The following is a 19,795-nucleotide window of genomic DNA, read 5'->3' as shown; positions in this document are numbered from 1 at the left end:
AATATAATATTTGAAATAAATGTATAAAAAGAACGAATAATTCTCAAAAAAAATTTATCAAAACGATAAAATTCTTGATATGAGAAATTATTCGACAGCAATCCTTATGAAGTGTCAATGAAAGCAAGTATTTGTCGGGTATTTTTTAGATACGATAAGTAGAAAAAGTTGGCATATTATTTGCTTGTATAATAAGAAGATAAATAATATATTAACAAAAGTAAACTTTAAGTTTTGATACTTGATGAATTGAATTAATAGAGGTGAATAGATGAGCCGTATAGTAGTAAGAGGTGCAGGAGATTTATCAACTGCAGTTATTCATAAGTTACACAAAAGTGGCTATAAAGTAATTGCTTTAGAAATTGAGAAACCACTGGCAATACGTAGGCAAGTTTCTTTTTGTGAGGCTGTATATGAAGGCGAAGTAGAGGTTGAAGGTGTTAAATGTAAGCTATGTAATGATTTAGATGAGATTGAAAGTGTGTTAGATGATGATAAAGTTCCACTTATAATCGACCCAAATTGTCAAACATTAGCGAAAATTCAACCAGATGTACTTGTAGATGCGATCATTGCAAAGTATAATGTAGGTACTGACAAATCGATGGCGCCTACTACAATAGCACTTGGACCAGGATTTTGTGCAGGAAAAGATGTTGATATGGTAGTAGAAACTATGAGGGGTCATAACTTAGGTAGAATAATAACCGATGGATATGCAATGCCGAATACAGGGGCTCCTGGTTCGATTGCAGGAATCACAAAGGAAAGAGTTGTGTACGCTGGCTGCGAAGGCAGAATTGAAAACGTTTCCAAAATTGGAGATGTTGTAGAAAAAGACCAAATCATTTGTTATATTAGAGATGAAGAGACTGGTGAGAAGCACGAAATTAGAGCGACGATAAGCGGAGTTTTAAGAGGTCTATTAAAAGATGGGTTATACGCGAAGAATAAACTGAAAATTTTGGATATAGATCCAAGAATAGAAGAAGTAAATAATTCATTTACTATTTCTGATAAAGGAAGATGTATAGCAGGAGGAGTTTTAGAGGCTGTTCTAAGAAGTAAAGTGCTGCCGTATTAAGGGTATTAAGGCTATCTTATTTAGTTAAAGCATGTCAAAAAATATCAATTATTAGATAATATTAAAATAAATTATCAAAATATCAATTAATTAGATATAAAAAGTATACTCAAATTCTTTGAAGGTGTTATAATATTTATTATTAGTTTAAATGAATATGAATAAAAAGATATTAGTTAGAATGTTCATAACATAATAAATCAATAAGGGAGTTGAATATACGTGAGGCCATCATGGGACGAATATTTTATGGAGATAGCAGAAGTAGTTAAGACAAGATCTACTTGTACGAGAAGGCAGGTAGGGGCTGTAATAGTTAAAGAAAAACAAATACTAACTACAGGATACAATGGTGCTCCAAAGGGGATAGGGCATTGTGATACAAGAGGTTGTCCCAAAGCACAAATGAATATACCCTCTGGTCAAGGTCATGAACTGTGCATAGCACTTCACGCAGAACAAAATGCTATAGTGCAAGCTTCATATCATGGAATAAGTATTAAAGATTCTATAATGTACGTAACTACTAAACCGTGTATTCTATGTGCTAAGATGTGCATAAATGCAGGTGTGAGAAAGATTATATACAAAGGTGATTACCCGGATGATCTATCCACAGAATTACTAGAAGAAGCAGGCGTAGAGCTTATCAAGTTTAACTAAATTTAGTTTTTTAACTATATAGCTTTAAATATTGTATTAACTTACAGGATTAAATTTTAAAGTTTTTAAAATAGTCTACAATTATTTTTAAACTTGAAAAAAACTAAATTATGTTCTATAATAAGATAATTTATTTGGGTATTTATATTAGTTTTAGATACTCCCTATAGTGGAAAGGTAGCATTACTATGGATGGAAAAAAACGTAGAGAAATTTTAAGAGCTTTATCTTTAATTAGTCAGCTTGGCTTGACTATTGTGGTATGTATAGTAGGATGTACTTTAGTAGGTAGATATTTAGATGCTAAGTTTAATACTAGCCCAATACTTACAATAATATTTTTATTGTTAGGTATTGGAGGAGCATTTAGTAGCTCATATAAAACTTTAATAGTATTCACAAAAAGGAAGTGATATTTTGGACGTCAAGTTACTTGAAAAAGTTAGAGAAATAACCAAAGGCATAGTAATCTATGATATCGTAATAACTGTGCTTTCAGTGGTTGTATCCTTGTTTAGTAAGCAGCTATTTTTAGGTTTGATATTTGGTAGCCTCATAGCAATATTAAGTTTTAGATTATCTGCAATAAAGATTGATAGAACTTTTGGAGGGGGCTCATCAAAAAAACCCCAACTTCTAATCTTATCAGGGTTTGGGACTAGGATGGCTATATACGCAATAGTACTTGTAGCCTCAGCTAGAGCTCCTCATTTAAATGTATTTGGGACAGCGCTTGGGTTAACTAGCACTCAATTTGTTATACTAACTAAGAACTTATTTATAGATAAAATTAAAGAAAGGAGGAGCAAAGCGTGAATATTCAAGCAAGATATATTTTGCAGATAGGTGATTTTAGATTAAGCGAGACTGTAATTGCCAGTTGGGTAATAATAGCATTTATTGCAGTTATCTCTTATCTACTTACAAGAAATCTTAAAGAAGTACCAACAAGCAAAACTCAAATATTTTTGGAGTTTGTTGTAACAAAATTTGATGCATTTGTAAGAACTACAATGGGAGAGAAATCTTTAAAATTACTACCGGATATGGTTCCATATTTAGGCGGATTGTTTTTATTCTTTATACTCTCAAACTTTGCGGGACTTGCAGGTCTCAGATCACCAACAATAGATCTGGACACAACTTTAGCGTGGACATCAATAACAATATTTATGTTGTACTACGTAGCATTCAAAAGCCAAGGGCCATCTTACCTTAAAGGTTTTTTGGATCCATTCCCAGTATTTTTACCTATAAACTTAGTTGGAGAAATAGCAAGACCAATATCATTGAGTTTCCGTCCATTTGGTAATATAATGGGAGGAACTATTATAATGGGATTAGTTATGAAATTATTAGCATATATTTCAGAATTGATACCTGGGGTTACAATTCCATTTGCACAATTAATAATACCAGTGCCGCTAAATTTATATTTTGATATATTTGCAGGTGCTTTACAGGCATTTATATTCTTAATGTTAACAATGATATTTGTGAGTATCCAAACGGATGCAGACTAAGAAGAAATACTATTTAAATAAAATTATAAAATGTACAAATTTAAGGAGGAAATTATCATGGAAAAATTAGAAATGGCAAGAGCGATAGCAATAGCAGGAACATCTATAGGAGCAGGTTTAGCGGTTTTAACTGGTATAGGAGCAGGTATAGGTCAAGGTTTTGCAGCTGGTAAAGCAGCAGAGGCAATTGCAAATCAACCAGAAGCAAAAGGTGACATAATGTCAGGTCTATTACTTGGAGATGCTATAGCAGAGTCTTCAGCTATCTATGGTCTAGTTATAGCTATAATCCTTATATTTGCTAACCCATGGTTATAAAAAAAATATATTAATTATGATTAGTAAATGACAATTTGATCAATTATATTTAATTAAATACAATTGAGAATAAAATTGAAGGAAGGAGGCTTATAATGGAACTTAAGCCATTAGTATCTATAACATATGAGCTTGCATTCCAGATTGCGAATACAATCCTCATATTTTGGATAATTAAAAAGCTTTTATACAAACCAGTTATGAAAATAGTAAACGCGAGAGAAAGTGAAATCAAGGCCGATATGGAAGAAGGCGAAAGAAATAAAGCTGAAGGTTTAGCACTTAAAAAAGCGTATGAAGAAAAAGTTGGACTTGCTAAAAGAGAAGGTCAAGAAATCATCAAACAAGCTAAACTTAGAGCTGAAAGTAAGTCTGAAGAATTGGTAAATGAAGCAAAACAAGAAGCAGCACATATAAAAGAAAAAGCTAATGAAGAAATAGTAAAAGAAAAACAAAAAGCTATGAATGATATTAAGTCAAGTGTATCTGACATAGCATTACTTGCGGCGGCTAAAGTTATCAAACAAGATATAGATAAAGCGAAACATGAAGAGCTTATAAATAACTTTATTAATGAGGTAGGGGAAGCTAAATGATAAATGTAGTAGCTAGTAGATATGCTGAAGCCCTATTTCAAATAGGTGAAGAAGAAAACTCATCTAATATATTGTACAAGGAACTTAACGAAGTTCTAGAAGCGATTAATTCTAGTGATGAGTTAAAAAAAGCTTTGAGATCGCCTTTAGTAGCTAAGCAAGAAAAAAAGAATTTACTAAACATAGTTTTTTCTGAACAAATAAGCAACAATGTAAAAAACTTTTTAAAGATTGTCGTAGATAAAGATAGAGTAGTCTGTTTGGATGAAATAAGGGATTCTTATAAAGAGTTAATGAATGAAAAAAATAATATACTTGAAGGTAAAGCAATTAGTGCTATCGCAATGAGCGAGACTGAATTAAATGAACTTCAAACTAAACTTTCAAGTAAATACAATAAAAATGTTGTATTAGAGAATATAGTTGATGAGACTATACTAGGAGGAGTTCTAGTTAGACTTGGAAATGAAGAGATAGATGGAACAGTAAAAACTCGTTTGAGTAATCTAAGAGATCAGCTATCTCAAGTTATATCTTAAGAATGGCGGTGAACCCATGAACTTAAAACCTGAAGAGATAAGTTCTATAATAAAGCAACAGATAAAGGACTATGAAAATAAAATTGAATTAACAGACACAGGGAGTGTTCTAACAGTTGGTGACGGTATTGCTAGTGTTTATGGATTAGAGAAAGCAATGTCTGGAGAGCTATTAGAATTCCCAGGAGAAGTATATGGTATGGCACTAAACCTTGAAGAAGAGGTTGTAGGTGCAGTTATACTAGGTGATGATGATGGGATCAAAGAAGGTGACATTGTCAAAAGAACAGGTAAAGTAGTTGAGGTTCCTGTTGGAAACGGACTAATAGGTCGAGTTGTTAACTCACTAGGTCAACCTATAGATGGTAAAGGACATATTGAGTACGAAAAAACTAGACCAGTTGAATCTGATGCACCAGGTATAATAGATAGAAAATCAGTATTTGAGCCACTTCAAACTGGTATCAAATCTATAGACTCTATGATTCCTATAGGAAAGGGACAAAGAGAGCTTATAATCGGGGATAGACAAACGGGTAAATCTTCGATAGTTATAGATACTATACTTAACCAAAAGAACAAAGATGTTATATGTATCTATGTTGCAATAGGACAAAAACGTTCTACAGTTGCACAACTTGTTAGTACTCTAGAAAAAGGTGGAGCAATGGATTACACGATAGTTGTATCAGCTACAGCTTCTGAATCTGCACCACTGCAATATATAGCACCTTATGCTGGAGCAGCAATGGGTGAAGAATTTATGTACAATGGTAAACATGTACTTATAGTATATGATGACTTAAGTAAGCAAGCAGTTGCATATAGAGAAATGTCTTTATTACTTAGAAGACCACCAGGTCGTGAAGCTTATCCAGGAGACGTATTCTACTTACACTCTAGACTTCTAGAGAGAGCTGCTAAGTTATCTGATGAATTAGGTGGAGGGTCAATGACTGCACTGCCAGTCATAGAAACTCAAGCAGGCGACGTAGCAGCTTATATCCCTACTAACGTTATATCTATAACAGATGGTCAGATATACTTACAGCCTGAATTATTCTACGCAGGAGTTAGACCAGCAGTTGATCCTGGTATATCAGTATCAAGGGTTGGAGGAGCTGCGCAGATTAAAGCAATGAAAAAAGTTTCAGGTACATTAAAACTTGCATACTCACAATATAGAGAGCTTGCAGCATTCTCTCAGTTTGGATCTGATCTTGATGAAGATACGAAAAAGAGACTTGCTCAAGGGGAAAGAATTGTTGAAATCTTAAAACAAGATGAGCATAAACCAATCAGTGTTGAAAACCAAGTTATGATAATTTATGCAGTAATCAACAATTTCCTAGAAAATATAGAAATAAAAGAGATACCTAGATTTGAGTCTGAATTATATAGATTCGTAAACGACAATTATCCAGAGATATCAGCACAAATATTAGCAGGAGAAGACTTCGCTTCTAAATTAACAGATGCAATAAATGAATTCAAAGGAAAATTTGTTGTTGAAGCGTAATCCTTTTTAAAAAAGGAGGTAAAGTAATTGGCAGGAGCAGGAATTAAAGCAATTAAGACTCGTATGGTCAGCGTTGAGAGTACTAAGCAGATCACAAAAGCAATGGAACTTGTTGCTTCTTCAAAGCTTAGAAAAGCAAAAGAAAAAGCAGAAAGTACAGAACCATATTTTGATGCTTTATACGATACTGTTAAGGATATCGCAAGTTCGACTAGAGTAAATAATGTTTTTATGAAACAAAGAGAAGTTAAGAATAGATGCTATATAGTTGTTGCTGGTGATAGAGGTCTTGCTGGAGGGTATAACTCAAATGTACTTAAAGAGACTGTAAACCATATGGATGGTAAAAAAGAAACTGTAATGACTATAGGTAAAAAAGCATATGAGTTCTTCTCTAAGAGAGATTATAATGTAGCTGGATATATAGAGGCTGTAGAAGCTTGCACTTATGCAGATACATCTGAAATATCGAATAAAATGATGGATTTATATAAAAATGGAGAAGTAGATGAGGTTTACTTTGTATATACGAAGTTTAAATCAGCGCTTGTTCAGGAAGTTAAACTTATAAAATTACTTCCACTTGTATTCGAAGACGAGACATTAGAAGGAACTAAAGAAGTGAAAAAAATTAGATCAAAGGTACAATACTTACCATCGCCAGGAAGTGTACTGAATTATATAATTCCAAACTATGTTACAGGTGTAGTTTATGGAGGGATTATAGAATCTTTCGCATCAGAACAAGGTGCAAGAAGAACTGCGATGGAATCTGCGACAGACAACGCAAATGATATGTTATCAGATCTTGAATTGAGCTACAATAGAGCGAGACAATCAGCTGTAACTCAAGAGATAACTGAGATAGTTGGCGGAGTTAACGCTCTAAAATAGGGAGGTTAGGAAATGGCGGCAAATGTAGGTAAAATAGTACAGATAGTCGGAGCCGTACTGGATGTTAAATTTGAAGATGAGAAAAGCCTACCTAACTTATTAAATGCATTAGTAATTAAGTTAGGAGAAAGAGAAATAGTTGCCGAGGTTGCACAACATATAGGCGATGATACAGTTAGATGTATTGCCATGAGTGCTACTGATGGAGTTGTAAGAGGAATGGAAGTACAAGATACAGGTGGGCCTATAAGTGTTCCTGTTGGTAATGCTACATTAGGTAGAATATTTAACCTTTTAGGTAATCCAATAGATGGAAAACCAGCGCCTGAGTCTGCTCCAAGGCTACCTATACATAGGTCAGCGCCTGAATATGATGAACTTGAGACAACAGCTGAAATACTTGAAACAGGTATCAAAGTAGTTGACTTACTTGCACCATACCTAAAAGGTGGAAAAATAGGTCTATTCGGTGGAGCTGGAGTTGGTAAGACAGTTCTTATACAAGAGTTGATAAATAATATAGCTAAACAACATGGTGGTATCTCTGTTTTCGCTGGAGTTGGAGAGAGAACAAGAGAAGGTAATGACCTTTACGGTGAGATGACTGAGTCTGGAGTTATAGACAAGACTGCACTAGTATTTGGTCAAATGAATGAACCACCTGGTGCCAGAATGAGGGTTGCCCTTACTGGACTTACAATAGCGGAAAACTTCAGGGATGAGCAAGGACAAGACGTACTTCTTTTCGTTGATAATATATTCCGTTTCACACAAGCTGGTTCTGAGGTTTCTGCGCTTCTAGGTCGTATGCCATCAGCGGTTGGATACCAACCAACACTAGCTACAGAGATGGGTACTCTACAAGAGAGAATCACATCTACTAAAAAAGGATCGATAACATCTGTTCAAGCAGTTTATGTACCGGCGGATGACTTAACTGACCCTGCACCAGCTACTACATTCTCGCATCTTGATGCAAAAACAGTTTTATCTAGACAAATATCATCTCTTGGGATATACCCAGCAGTTGATCCTCTAGAATCTACTTCAAGAGTTCTTGACCCAGCTATTGTTGGTAAAGAGCATTACGGAGTTGCCAGAGGGGTACAATCTATACTTCAAAGATACAAAGAACTACAAGATATCATAGCGATACTTGGTATGGATGAGTTATCTGATGATGACAAGATTATAGTTGCTCGTGCTAGAAAGATACAAAGATTCCTATCTCAACCATTTACAGTTGGTGAGCAATTTACTGGTCTACCTGGTAAATATGTTCCAGTAAAAGAAACTATAAGAGGATTTAAAGAGATACTTGAAGGAAAACACGATGATTTACCTGAGTCAGCATTCTTATTCGCAGGAGCTATAGAAGAAGTTAGAGAAAAAGCTAAGGGGCGTGCATAGGTATGGCTAGTAAATTTTCGCTAGAAGTAGTTACTCCTGATGAAATTTTTTATAAGGATGACGTGGAAATGGTTATATTTAGAACTACTGAAGGCGATAGAGCTGTTCTTAAAAATCATATTCCGTTTGTGTCAGGTTTAAAAAAGGGGAAACTACGTATAAAGTTAGATGGAAATTTTAAGGAGGCAAGTATCCTTGAGGGATTCGTCAACGTTCAAAAAGAAAAGACAGTTATATTAACACAATCTGCAGAGTGGAAATAATAAATTGATAAATATAAAATAAAACCATCTTCCTTAAAGATAAGCTAGGGAAGATGGTTTTATTTTCTAAAAATATAGTTAAAAATATAACTAAATTTTATATATTTCATAATGATAATCTCAAACAAAAAACTAAAATAAAAAATAGATATTAAAAGAGTAGATTTAGAATAGAAAAATATAATGGTGTTGAAAATAGAAGCTTTATGTGGCAAAATGACAAACGAAAAATTCCTAGATTTGTTGAAAATATTTTATGTGAGTGCTACGATTAAATAGAAAGTGTGCAATAATAAATGATAAAACAATAACAAGAAAAAAGGGGGTTTTTTTATGAGCACAAATGCTAGTGTATCAAACAAACATCCAAAGGGGTTGTATATTTGTAGTTTAGCATTTACTTTTGAAAGATTTGCTTACTATGGATGTAAGACATTATTATTGCTATTTTTAGCTGAGACAGTTGCTAAAGGTGGCCTAGGATTAGACAATGCCGATGCAGCTGTTATAGCGGCAAACTTAATTTCGTTTACTTATTTAGCTCCTATATTTGGTGGAATGATTTGTGACAGATGGATTGGTGCTAAATACTGTATAATGATTGGTTCTCTAATTATGGGAATAGGTTATATAGTTGGTTATTTTGCAACTAGCGTTATATGGGTTCATGCAATGATTATTTTAATATCTATCGGTACCGGATTTTTTAAAGGAAACCTTAGTGCACTCATAGGTGAGTTATACGATGATCCAAGTAGAAAGGACTCAGCATTTTCAATATCTTATACTTTTGTAAATATTGGAGCTTTGGCTGGTTCAATGAGTATAGGTATTCTATACACATCAACATTTGCAACTGTTATAGGTGGAGTAACTGTTTTAGGATTTAGACAATGTTTCTTGCTAGCGGGTATTGTCACTTTACTAGGTGGGGCTATATTTACAGTATTATCTCGTTATTTAGGTGATGCAGGTAAGTATCCACAAAAAGTTCTTGATAAATCAGGTAAGGTAGATTCTTCTAAATCTGGTACTACTAAACCTTTAACTAAGAAAGAAAAAAATAGAGTTATAGGTATATTCTTGTTGTCTTTTTTCTCAATACTTTTTTGGGTTTTCTACAATCAAGCTGGATCATCTCTAGCTCTATACATGAAAGATTATGTAAATATGAAAGTTGGTAGTTTTGAAATACCGATTATGTGGGTTGAGACTACATTTAATAGTGTAATGTGTATAGCTTTAGGCCCTGTTATGGCGCTTATCTGGACTAAATTATCAATGAGGAAAAAAGGTGACCTAACAATGGCTAAAAAAATGGCTTTAAGCTTCTTCTTCTTGGCTATAGGTTTTGTGTTTGTAATACTAGCGGAAGTCACAAGAGGTGTTGGAGCTCCAGCTACTGTTAAGACAAGTGTAATATGGTTGATATTATTTATAATCTTCCAGTCAACAGGAGAGATGTGTTTTTCACCATTAGGAAACTCACTTGTAAGTAAATACGCACCACCTAAATATCTATCTCTATTAATGGGCGTATGGACAGCGGCTACGTTTGTTGCAAATAAAACATCTGGTTATGTTCAAGGTATTATTGAAAAGATGGGACTAATGCAAGTTTTTATTGCTATACCTATTATGTTAGTTGTAGGTGTAGTAGTAATACTTATATTCAATAAAAAAATTACAGCACTTCTTACAGGAGATGATACAGATACTGAAATAGAAAATCTTAATGTAAATTAATTAATATTTAATATAAAATGTATTAATATCGATGAAAAATATATGAAATTATACCTATGAATAGGATGTCATAAAGTAATTAAAACTACTTATGACATCCTTTGTATTTTTGCACCAACATATATGGTATGTGTACACAAATTTAAGGTATAATTTAAATGTAAATGTGGAGTATCATTATTATTGCAAAATGATAGAAAAATAAATATTTGAAATCTTTAGAGTAATTAGTTTATTTTGTAGTATAATGTTATAAAGCAAATAAAATCATATGGAGCAATAATAGATGAATATACTTGATATAGGGATAGATATTGTTGAGATCGACAGGATAGCCATGGCAAGTAAAAAAAATGAGGGGTTCTTAAAGAGAATATTTACAGAAAATGAGATAGCACTTTTTAAGTCAAATGGATATAAACCTCATAGTATAGCTGGAAATTTTGCGGCTAAAGAGGCTATAAGCAAAGCACTTGGGACCGGAATTAGAGGATATAACTTTAAAGATATAGAAGTACTTAGAAATGAAGTCGGAAAACCAATAGTCAAAACATATAATAATCTTAATAAAATTTGCATAGATTATAATGTTTTAGAAATAAAAGTTTCGATTTCACACTGTAAAGAATACGCTGTAGCCAATGCAATGGTAATTATAAATAACTAGGGGTGATTTCATATGAATAAAACAGCTAAAGAAGTAATGACTACTGACGTGATAGTAGCTAAAGAAGAAGATAGTGTTGCAGATGTTGCAAAACTACTTATAGAGGAAAGAATTGGTGGACTTCCTGTAGTAAACTCTGAAAATAAAGTAGTAGGTATAATCTCTGAGACAGATATTATAAAAAAGGAAAAGTATATCGAACCTCCAATGTTTGTAAATCTGCTTGAAGGAATAATATTTTTAGATGATATAAGAAAGATGGAAGATGATATCAAAAAAGTCGCGGCATATAAAGTTGAAGACTTGATGTCAAAAGACATTGTAATGGTAAACATAAATGATTCTTTTGACCATGTAGCAAATATAATGATTAAAAAATCTATAAACCGAGTACCCGTGGTAGATGACGACAGCAAGCTAAAAGGCATAATTTGTAGATACGATATAATAAAGGCATTATACAATGAATAAACTTTATTAGGAGGAATTATGTGAAAAAAAAGTGGACTATTTTAGGTATTATGTTTTTGGCAATGGTTATAATCCTTATAGGTTGTCAAAAGAGAGCGTCCACAAAAGAAGAAGTGTATAAAGATTTTCAAAATAAGATTTATACAATGAAAGAATATACTTGCAAAGCAAAAGTAAAGGTGATAGGAAATAAGAGTCCGTACGAGTATGAATATATACATACGTACAAAAAAACGGATAATTATAGACTTGAAGTCATAGCACCAGAACATGTTAAGGGCAAAACCATAGAGTACAAAGGCGATAAAATCTTTGTAAAGAACCCAGAGATCGACGACTTAGTAGAGCTTCCAAACTCCGGTAAAAATAATCAATATCTTTTTATTGGAGATTTTATAAAGAATTATATAAAAAATGAGGAAGTAAATATGAAGTTAAAAAATGGAAATTTAGTTATTGAGACAGATATACCAGGAGATATTAAGTATTTTAAAAAACAAGTCCTGTATATCGATGCAGATACTAAATCTCCCAATAAAATGGAAATCTTAGACGACGAGGGGACTCCTAGGTTTATAGTTAACTATAAAGAATTCAAATACAAACGATGATGGGGGGTTGATTATGAAAAAGACAATAGCACCTACTTGGGTGGAAGTAAACCTAGATAACTTAAGATTCAACTTAGCAGGGGTAAGGAAACTTATTAAAAAGGATGTTAAAGTGTGTTGTGTGTTGAAAGCTGACTCTTATTCATGTGGATCAGTCGAAGTAGCTGAGGCGTTGGAAAAAGAGAATGTGGACTACTTCGCTGTCGCTAAACCTGAAGAGGGATTAGAATTAAGACATAGCGGAGTTGCAACACCGATACTAGTATTAGGTTATATTACTGAAGGGAGTGTTAGAGAGGCTATTTCATTGAATTTAACTTTTACTGTATATAGTTATGATACAGCTGTTAAGATAGATGAAGTTGCTTCTAGCTTAGGGTTGAGGGCAAAGGTTCATGTTAAGATAGATTCTGGTATGAATAGAATAGGATTTAAGCCGACTGAAGAATCGATTGAAGATATAGTGAAGATAAGTAAATTAAAAAATATAGAACTAGAAGGACTGTATACACACTTTGCAACTGCAGATGAAACTGATAAGACCAAATCTAAGATGCAACTTAAAAACTACTTGTTTGTAGTAGATGGGTTAAAGGCTAGAGGGGTAAGTGCTCCTATTGAGCACGTATCAAACAGCGCTGCTACTATAGATTTACCTGAAGCTAACTTCAATATGGTTAGACCGGGAATTATGCTTTACGGACACTATCCATCAGAAGAGGTATTTAAAGATAAAGTAGAACTTAAACCTGTTCTAAAATTTAAATCTACAATCACAAATATCAAGACTATAGAAAAAGGTGACGGAATAAGTTATGGATTTACTTATACAGCCGAAAAAACAGAAACAATAGCGACTGTAGCTGTAGGATATGCAGATGGATTTACTAGAATACAAAAAAATCCCAAGATCTTAATCAAAGGTGAAATGTGTGATGTAGTTGGTAGAATTTGCATGGATCAACTTATGGTAAGAATAGACAAAGATCTAGACATAAAAGTTGGAGATGAGGTTATACTATTTGGAGAAGGTGAAGCAACAGCAGAGAGAATAGCTAAAGATTTGGGTACAATAAACTACGAAGTTCTATGTATGATATCAAGAAGAGTTGATAGAGTATACATGGAAAATAATAGAATTGCCAAAGTGACTAGTTATTTGTTAAAATAAAGTTATAAAGTATACTCTGGGAGGCGATTTTGTGCAAGATAACTGTAATGAAAAAATTGAATTTACTCTACCTGATTCTCTAATTACCGAAGTAGATACAATAGTTCAAATGGAGAACAGTAATAGGGAAGATTTTGCAAAAGCAGCTTTTCAGTTCTATATAACTCAGAAAAAAAGAATATTTTCAAAGGAATCGATGAAAGCGGGTTATACAGAAATGGGCCAAATTAATTTATCTTTAGCAGAACTTGGGATGACAATAGAAGTTTTATCTTCCGACGAAAAAGATGAGGGGGAGATTGCTAAAGGTGAGTACTAATAATAGTGATATAAAGCGTGGGGATTTGTACTACGCTGATTTGAGTCCAGTAATTGGATCAGAACAAGGTGGAGTAAGACCCGTTTTAATTGTGCAAAATGATGTCGGCAATAAATACAGTCCTACTGTTATAATATCTGCGATAACTTCGCAGATCAACAAGGCTAAATTACCTACACATGTTGAAATTAGTTCCAATGAATATGGGCTGAACAAGGATTCTGTAATTTTGTTGGAGCAAATAAGGACAATAGACAAAAAAAGATTGAGAGAAAAAATAGGTTGCCTAGATGAAGATATGATGATGAAGGTTGAAGCTGGTCTTCAGATCAGTCTAGGGCTGTTTGTTTTATAAAACTAGAATCTATGTAGAGTCTTAACAGTGTTGAGGCTCTTTTTATTTGAAAATTTAATACTTATAAGTAAAGATACATCATTTGAAATTTAGATATATAATTTTTTAAATTAAGCAGATAATACTAGAATGTTAAGATATGTTACAAATTAAAAAAAACATAAAAAAAACAATTCAAAAGTGATATAATAGTAAGGAATTGACAAACACTAATTATTTAAGGGAGGTAATCGAATGAGAGACCATAAAGGATTAAATGAGCGCGCATGTACTATCAGAAAAGATATACTTACGATGATTCATGACGCTAAATCAGGACATCCAGGGGGGTCGCTATCAGCAGTTGAAATTCTTACTGCTCTATATTTTGATGAAATGAATATAGATTCCTCAAAGCCTAAGATGGAAGATAGAGATAGATTTGTACTATCAAAAGGACATGCAGCCCCAGCTCTTTACGCAGTTTTAGCTGAGAAGGGCTATTTTGATAAAGAAGAGTTAAAGGGACTAAGAAAGATAGGCAGAATGTTACAGGGGCATCCTGATATGAAAGGAACACCTGGAGTTGAGATATCTACAGGATCATTAGGACAAGGATTTTCAGCAGCTTGTGGTATGGCTATGGCCTCAAAATTAGATAATGCACCGTGGAATGTATATGCTTTACTTGGAGATGGAGAAATACAAGAGGGCATAGTTTGGGAAGCAGCCATGAGTGCAGCTCACTATAAACTTGATAATATAGTTGCATTTTTAGATAATAATGGACTTCAAATAGATGGAAATGTTGAAGATGTAATGGATGTAGGGTCGATTGTAAATAAATTTAAGGCATTTGGATGGAATGTTATAGAAATAGATGGTCATGATTTTGACCAAATATTTGCAGCTCTAGACATGTCGAGATCTACAGTTGACAAGCCTACTATGATAGTTGCCAAAACTATAAAAGGTAAAGGTGTATCTTTTATGGAAGATCAAGCTGGATGGCATGGTAAAGCACCGAGCGATGAAGAGCTTGAAAGAGCACTAGCCGAGTTAGGAGGTAACGACAATGAGTAAAATAGCTACTAGAGAAGCGTACGGAAAAGCATTAGTAAAATTAGGTCAAAAAAATGATAAAGTAGTTGTTTTAGATGCAGACTTATCGAAGTCGACTAAAACTCACGATTTTAAAATAGAGTTCCCAGATAGATTTTTCAACATGGGGATAGCAGAACAAAACTTGATTGGAGCTGCTTGTGGTCTTTCTACAGCTGGTAAAATACCATTTGCCAGTACATTTGCTATGTTTGCAACAGGAAGAGCATATGAAGTGATCAGAAACTCAGTATGTTATCCAAAATTAAATGTAAAAGTTTGTGCAACACATGCTGGACTTACTGTAGGAGAAGACGGTGCTTCTCATCAAAGTGTTGAGGATATATCGCTAATGAGAACAATACCAAACATGACTGTATTAGTACCTGCAGATGCTGAAGAAACAGACCAGATGATATTTGCAGCAGCTGAGTACAATGGACCGGTATATGTTAGATTAGGTAGAAGTGGAGTTCCGACTATATTTGATGAAGATTACAAATTCGAAATAGGTAAAGGAACAGTTATAAAAGACGGTAGTGATGTTACTATAATCGCCTGTGGAATCATGGTAAGTGAAGCTATGGAAGCAGAGAAAAAATTGTCTGAAGAGGGAATAAGCGCTAGAGTAATAAACATGTCTACTATCAAGCCTATTGATAAGGATTTAATAATAGAATCAGCTAGGAATACTAGGTTAATAGTGACAGCAGAAGAGCACAGTATTATAGGTGGGCTTGGGTCTGCTGTTAGCGAAGTTGTTTCAGAAGAAGCGCCAGTTCTTGTTAAAAAAGTTGGGGTTAAAGACACTTTTGGAGAGTCTGGAACACCTGGAGAACTTCTTAAGAAATACGGATTAACTTGTGATAATATAGTAGAAACTGTTAAAAGTTCATTAAATATGTTAAAATAATTTTTAAATAAATAAAGTATTATCCCTATATTTCGTTGAAATATAGGGATTTTTTAGTGTAATAGAACAGGTCAAATCCATTTGCAGTTAAATAATTGCTTTCCATTTTTATTTTGTAACTGCACGTGCAGAAGGATTTAGCATTAAATCACTACTATGTTCCATAATGACGTTAGAAGTATCCATAAATTTGCAGGATAACCAATTAACTATTTCTTGAAATAAATGCTCTTCTTTATCAGAAAAAGAAGCTATCAGCACTTTTCCTATAATGCTACGCTATGTCTTTATAATCCAAGAGTGTAACTTGTTTCTAAATCTAAAGTTACAGTTACCTCTTTTACCTCTATTTCGTATAACTCTAAGTATTTACCTGCATTATCTATAGTGGATTTATAGTCAGGTATACGATTAATAAATCCGTCTTTCACATCATAGACTGTAAGAGAACTTTTTTTAACAATCTCTTGCTTTGTTATATACTTTTTTACAAATGGAGTTGCCTGTGATTCTGCTGATAACAATTTTCGCTTTAATTGGAGAATCTTTACCATTTAATAAATTAGTTGGTATTTTGTATCCTTATACTGGCTATATGGGTGTGATGATATTAGTTTGTACATTGTTTAGGCAAGTTACAAAAAGATGGGGAAAAGTAAATTAGATAATAAATATGTTGATTAATTGGGATAGAAATAGACAGGAATGGCATTGTATAGGGCAATGCCATTTTTATTTATGTAAAAATATATATTGTATTGAAAAAGGTTTATAGTTTTAAATGAAAAAAAATTCAAAACTGAATAATTTAAGTCATTGATATGTTCAGCTTTATATAATGTAAAATTTGGGTTATATTTATTAAAATTAGGCAAAATAATACCGATAATTGTTAAAAATAAATTAAAAGATATAACAATTCGCGCTTGCCTCTAAAATGAAATTATTATATAATAAGAAAAACATATTGAAGTCAGAAAATTAATAATCTTTCAATCTTTCTGAAATGTATAATATGAAGGCAACTCATATAAGATATTTAATAGAGAAAAACTTTGCAAAAAAACAGTAGAGCAGAAAGTTATCAGAAGGAGGTATAATATGAACGAGAATAAAGCCAGTTTTGGAACGATAGTAAGTTTCGCTGGGGCATACGTCGCAACGGTAATAGGTTCAGGATTTGCAACAGGGCAAGAGATAATGCAGTTCTTCACGTACTATGGTTACGGGGGAGTTACAGCGGGAATTATATCAATGATTGTATTTATGTGGATAGGTTCATTACTTATGATGAAAGGTAAAGAGCTACAACTAAAAGATGATAACAAGATTTACCATGTTTTCTGTGGTAAAGTGCTAGGAACATTCTTTGAATGGTTTGGGCCAGCATTCTTGTTTGGAGTATTTGTCGTAATGATATCTGGGGCAGGAGCTACTCTTACTGAATACTATGGACTACATCCAATGGTAGGTAGAGTTGGTATGGCTTTAGTCTCATTTTTAACAGTTTCTCTTGGGCTTGATAAGTTATCTAAAATACTAGGTGGAATAGGGCCTATAATAATTGTATTTACAATTTTAGTTGGAGCTATAAGCCTATACAGAAATTTTGGTAATTTAGCAGCAAGTGCTGAGTTAGTTAAATCTTTAAATGTTGCAAAGCCAACGCCAAATGAGTATTTATCAGGAATTATTTATGCAAGTTATAATGTTATTATAGTTATGGCATTCTTAACGGGTCTAGGAGCAACAGCAAAGAGTAAAAAAGAAGGTATGTGGGGTGGTATACTTGGAGCAGTTGCACTTATGTCAGCAGCGATAGTAATGCATTTGGCAATTCTTTCAGATGTAGGAAATCTATATACAAAGGCGATACCGGCGTTATTCTTAGCGGATAAGATATCTCCGTTAGTAGGTATAGCTTTCTCTGTTATACTTATACTGGGTATCTATACAACAGCATCACCTCTTCTATGGTCGGTAGCAAATAGAGTAGTCCCACAGGAGTCTCCAAAGTTTAAAATTACTGTATTTATAGTAACTATACTTGGTCTAGTAGGTGGATTCTTACCATTTGACAAACTTGTTGGTATACTGTATCCATATACTGGTTACATGGGAGTACTTATACTTGTATGTGCACTTGTAAGACAAATTACAGGTAAGTGGGGAGATGTATCACAGTACCAAAAAACTAAATCACACATGAAGTATAAATAAAAACTAATAAAAATAATATATCAATGTTTATAGAGAGAGCTATCTTAATAGATAGCTCTCTTTTTGTTTTAAGGTTAGTTAAAATATAAATGTATCTTTAGTATCCTAATATCAATCAAACATATATATAGATCATTAGAGAAATTAATATTATATAAAACACTTGGAGAAATCGCTTAGAGAAATAATTTTTGATCGAAATAAGCAAAGGTCTAATTAATCATAAAAAAGCATATTATTAATTAGATAGGAGTGATAAATTTGAATATTAGGTTTAATATGAAGGGCTTAGTATACGGAATTATTATTTTAGCACTTATTTTAGGCGGTTTCTTAGTTATACCTGGAATGTTTGTAGAGAAGACAAAATCTATTGACTATACAGTGCTTCAAAGAGAAGCTGTTCCAGAAAAAATACTAGATATGATGGATAAGTACACAAATGAAGAGAGAGCATTGGTTGCTAAAATGGGGAGTAAAATATACATAATGGTTACTAGAGGGGAAAAGAAGTTTGGTATCGAAATGGACAGTATAGAAAAATTTGATGAAGAGGGCAAAGAAGTGGTAAGGGTAAAGGCGAAGTATAAAAATAAGGAAGACTCTATGCCGTACTTAATAGTAGAAACAAATTTAGAAAATTTACCTGACAGAGTAGAGCTTGAAATTTCTAAATAGAATGGAGTAAATTCAAAAAGTGAGTATCATAGAGCAAATCCAAAAAACGATTGAAATAAGATTGTGAAATAGAGTAAAATAAGACCTAAATTGTAAAAGTTATATTTACAGTCTAGGTCTTATTTTATCTATGTTTTCTATAATATATTTCGAATTTCTGTCACTATCATATCTAGCTGTTTGTCGTGAGGCTCGGTTGGAACTGTATCTAAAATCTGAAAATCGAAAGCGACTCCAATAGTTTTAGCATCGGTTCTTATGTTTTCTAAAAAGCGATCGTAAAGTCCTGCTCCATATCCCAACCTAAAGCAATTTAAATCAAAAGCTACTCCTGGAACGATAACTACATCAATTGATTTAAGATCGATGTGAGAATTTGTATTTAAGGGTTCTCGAATACCGTAAGTACTTATAGAGATCCCTTCTTCTAAATCTGTTATCTCAGCAGGTATCAATTTTTTTTGATCTAGTACAGTAATTGGGCTACAGACCATTTTTCCTAGCGATTTTAATTTGTTAACTAGTCTATCCATTTGTACTTCATTTTTGAAGTCTAAATACAACATTATATTATCTGCTTTTTTTATTTCATCTAAACTTATGATTTTGTCTACTATTGTATTTGAGGCATTATTTACAAAGTCGGAGCTCTTATTTTTTCTGATCTCTAAAATTCCTTTTCTTATAGATTTTTTCATATCAAATTCCTTTCCTTGTGATATAATGTGAAGATGATTTACAACTATATTATA

Annotated in this window: 25 protein-coding genes; 23 read left to right on the top strand and 2 right to left on the bottom strand. The window is 33.0% G+C overall.

Annotated features, from left to right (window positions below; translation table 11 throughout):
* The first annotated feature begins 271 nt into the window (after nucleotides 1–271).
* The 21 genes from yqeB (at nucleotide 272) to J2Z43_RS13470 (ending at nucleotide 16,145) form a co-directional block, all read left to right on the top strand.
* Nucleotides 272–1,087, top strand: a complete 816-nt coding sequence (gene yqeB, locus J2Z43_RS13570) for a selenium-dependent molybdenum cofactor biosynthesis protein YqeB (protein WP_209457656.1) — start codon at nucleotides 272–274, stop codon at nucleotides 1,085–1,087.
* A gap of 222 nt (nucleotides 1,088–1,309) precedes the next feature.
* A complete protein-coding gene (locus tag J2Z43_RS13565) occupies nucleotides 1,310–1,750 on the top strand; it encodes a deoxycytidylate deaminase (protein ID WP_209457655.1) in 441 nt (146 codons plus the stop codon).
* Nucleotides 1,751–1,938: 188 nt separating this feature from the next.
* Nucleotides 1,939–2,163, top strand: coding sequence for an AtpZ/AtpI family protein (locus J2Z43_RS13560; RefSeq protein WP_209457654.1), 225 nt, complete (start codon nucleotides 1,939–1,941; stop codon nucleotides 2,161–2,163).
* 4 nt (nucleotides 2,164–2,167) lie between these two features.
* Nucleotides 2,168–2,566 carry an ATP synthase subunit I gene (locus J2Z43_RS13555; protein WP_209457653.1) on the top strand — a complete coding sequence of 133 codons (399 nt, stop codon included), beginning with the start codon at nucleotides 2,168–2,170 and terminating at the stop codon, nucleotides 2,564–2,566.
* Nucleotides 2,563–3,273, top strand: coding sequence for a F0F1 ATP synthase subunit A (locus J2Z43_RS13550; protein ID WP_209457652.1), 711 nt, complete (start codon nucleotides 2,563–2,565; stop codon nucleotides 3,271–3,273). Before J2Z43_RS13555 ends, J2Z43_RS13550 begins: the two co-directional genes overlap by 4 nt.
* A 72-nt stretch (nucleotides 3,274–3,345) precedes the next feature.
* A complete protein-coding gene (gene atpE, locus J2Z43_RS13545) occupies nucleotides 3,346–3,591 on the top strand; it encodes an ATP synthase F0 subunit C (RefSeq protein ID WP_209457734.1) in 246 nt (81 codons plus the stop codon).
* Between the two features lie 95 nt (nucleotides 3,592–3,686).
* Nucleotides 3,687–4,187 (top strand): F0F1 ATP synthase subunit B, encoded by a 501-nt coding sequence (atpF, locus tag J2Z43_RS13540; RefSeq protein WP_209457651.1) that lies wholly within the window; start codon nucleotides 3,687–3,689, stop codon nucleotides 4,185–4,187.
* Nucleotides 4,184–4,726 carry a F0F1 ATP synthase subunit delta gene (locus J2Z43_RS13535; RefSeq protein ID WP_209457650.1) on the top strand — a complete coding sequence of 181 codons (543 nt, stop codon included), beginning with the start codon at nucleotides 4,184–4,186 and terminating at the stop codon, nucleotides 4,724–4,726. The genes atpF and J2Z43_RS13535 overlap by 4 nt, the downstream gene beginning before the upstream one ends.
* A gap of 16 nt (nucleotides 4,727–4,742) precedes the next feature.
* A complete protein-coding gene (atpA, locus tag J2Z43_RS13530) occupies nucleotides 4,743–6,245 on the top strand; it encodes a F0F1 ATP synthase subunit alpha (protein WP_209457649.1) in 1,503 nt (500 codons plus the stop codon).
* A 27-nt stretch (nucleotides 6,246–6,272) separates the two neighbouring features.
* Nucleotides 6,273–7,139, top strand: coding sequence for an ATP synthase F1 subunit gamma (gene atpG / locus J2Z43_RS13525; protein ID WP_209457648.1), 867 nt, complete (start codon nucleotides 6,273–6,275; stop codon nucleotides 7,137–7,139).
* 12 nt (nucleotides 7,140–7,151) lie between these two features.
* Nucleotides 7,152–8,549: a F0F1 ATP synthase subunit beta gene (gene atpD, locus J2Z43_RS13520; RefSeq protein WP_209457647.1), complete on the top strand. Its 1,398-nt coding sequence runs from the start codon at nucleotides 7,152–7,154 to the stop codon at nucleotides 8,547–8,549.
* Nucleotides 8,550–8,551: 2 nt separating this feature from the next.
* Nucleotides 8,552–8,812: an ATP synthase F1 subunit epsilon gene (gene atpC, locus J2Z43_RS13515; protein ID WP_209457646.1), complete on the top strand. Its 261-nt coding sequence runs from the start codon at nucleotides 8,552–8,554 to the stop codon at nucleotides 8,810–8,812.
* 333 nt (nucleotides 8,813–9,145) lie between these two features.
* On the top strand, nucleotides 9,146–10,558 hold the full coding sequence (locus tag J2Z43_RS13510; protein WP_209457645.1) for a peptide MFS transporter: 1,413 nt from the start codon (nucleotides 9,146–9,148) through the stop codon (nucleotides 10,556–10,558).
* Nucleotides 10,559–10,844: 286 nt separating this feature from the next.
* Nucleotides 10,845–11,225, top strand: a complete 381-nt coding sequence (gene acpS / locus J2Z43_RS13505) for a holo-ACP synthase (protein WP_209457644.1) — start codon at nucleotides 10,845–10,847, stop codon at nucleotides 11,223–11,225.
* A 12-nt stretch (nucleotides 11,226–11,237) separates the two neighbouring features.
* Nucleotides 11,238–11,696: a CBS domain-containing protein gene (locus J2Z43_RS13500; RefSeq protein WP_209457643.1), complete on the top strand. Its 459-nt coding sequence runs from the start codon at nucleotides 11,238–11,240 to the stop codon at nucleotides 11,694–11,696.
* A gap of 20 nt (nucleotides 11,697–11,716) precedes the next feature.
* Nucleotides 11,717–12,307 carry a germination lipoprotein GerS gene (gerS, locus tag J2Z43_RS13495; RefSeq protein WP_209457642.1) on the top strand — a complete coding sequence of 197 codons (591 nt, stop codon included), beginning with the start codon at nucleotides 11,717–11,719 and terminating at the stop codon, nucleotides 12,305–12,307.
* Nucleotides 12,308–12,320: 13 nt separating this feature from the next.
* Nucleotides 12,321–13,478, top strand: coding sequence for an alanine racemase (gene alr / locus J2Z43_RS13490; RefSeq protein ID WP_209457641.1), 1,158 nt, complete (start codon nucleotides 12,321–12,323; stop codon nucleotides 13,476–13,478).
* A 31-nt stretch (nucleotides 13,479–13,509) separates the two neighbouring features.
* Nucleotides 13,510–13,797: a hypothetical protein gene (locus tag J2Z43_RS13485; protein ID WP_024621195.1), complete on the top strand. Its 288-nt coding sequence runs from the start codon at nucleotides 13,510–13,512 to the stop codon at nucleotides 13,795–13,797.
* Nucleotides 13,766–14,152 carry a type II toxin-antitoxin system PemK/MazF family toxin gene (locus tag J2Z43_RS13480; RefSeq protein ID WP_029791588.1) on the top strand — a complete coding sequence of 129 codons (387 nt, stop codon included), beginning with the start codon at nucleotides 13,766–13,768 and terminating at the stop codon, nucleotides 14,150–14,152. The genes J2Z43_RS13485 and J2Z43_RS13480 overlap by 32 nt, the downstream gene beginning before the upstream one ends.
* A gap of 234 nt (nucleotides 14,153–14,386) precedes the next feature.
* The gene (locus J2Z43_RS13475; RefSeq protein ID WP_027700978.1) at nucleotides 14,387–15,214 is read left to right on the top strand and encodes a transketolase; all 828 of its coding nucleotides are present in this window, start codon (nucleotides 14,387–14,389) and stop codon (nucleotides 15,212–15,214) included.
* Entirely contained in the window at nucleotides 15,207–16,145 is a 939-nt protein-coding gene (locus J2Z43_RS13470; protein ID WP_209457640.1) for a transketolase family protein, read from the top strand. Before J2Z43_RS13475 ends, J2Z43_RS13470 begins: the two co-directional genes overlap by 8 nt.
* Before the next feature lie 287 nt (nucleotides 16,146–16,432).
* Here the strand turns inward: J2Z43_RS13470 and J2Z43_RS13465 are convergent, their stop codons facing one another.
* Nucleotides 16,433–16,669: a hypothetical protein gene (locus J2Z43_RS13465; RefSeq protein ID WP_209457639.1), complete on the bottom strand. Its 237-nt coding sequence runs from the start codon at nucleotides 16,667–16,669 to the stop codon at nucleotides 16,433–16,435.
* A gap of 577 nt (nucleotides 16,670–17,246) precedes the next feature.
* Between J2Z43_RS13465 and J2Z43_RS13460 the strand changes: the two genes are divergently transcribed.
* Nucleotides 17,247–18,365 carry a YkvI family membrane protein gene (locus tag J2Z43_RS13460; RefSeq protein WP_209457638.1) on the top strand — a complete coding sequence of 373 codons (1,119 nt, stop codon included), beginning with the start codon at nucleotides 17,247–17,249 and terminating at the stop codon, nucleotides 18,363–18,365.
* Between the two features lie 252 nt (nucleotides 18,366–18,617).
* Nucleotides 18,618–19,043: a hypothetical protein gene (locus J2Z43_RS13455; RefSeq protein WP_327786974.1), complete on the top strand. Its 426-nt coding sequence runs from the start codon at nucleotides 18,618–18,620 to the stop codon at nucleotides 19,041–19,043.
* 137 nt (nucleotides 19,044–19,180) lie between these two features.
* On the opposite strand, the gene J2Z43_RS13450 is transcribed toward J2Z43_RS13455, so the two are convergent.
* Nucleotides 19,181–19,741 carry a 5-formyltetrahydrofolate cyclo-ligase gene (locus J2Z43_RS13450; protein WP_209457636.1) on the bottom strand — a complete coding sequence of 187 codons (561 nt, stop codon included), beginning with the start codon at nucleotides 19,739–19,741 and terminating at the stop codon, nucleotides 19,181–19,183.
* Between the last annotated feature and the right edge of the window lie 54 nt (nucleotides 19,742–19,795).

The organism is Metaclostridioides mangenotii, from assembly GCF_017873185.1.
GTDB lineage: Bacteria > Bacillota > Clostridia > Peptostreptococcales > Peptostreptococcaceae > Metaclostridioides > Metaclostridioides mangenotii.
Note: the sequence above shows the minus strand (reverse complement) of the source record. Positions and strands in the feature narration are given on the sequence as shown.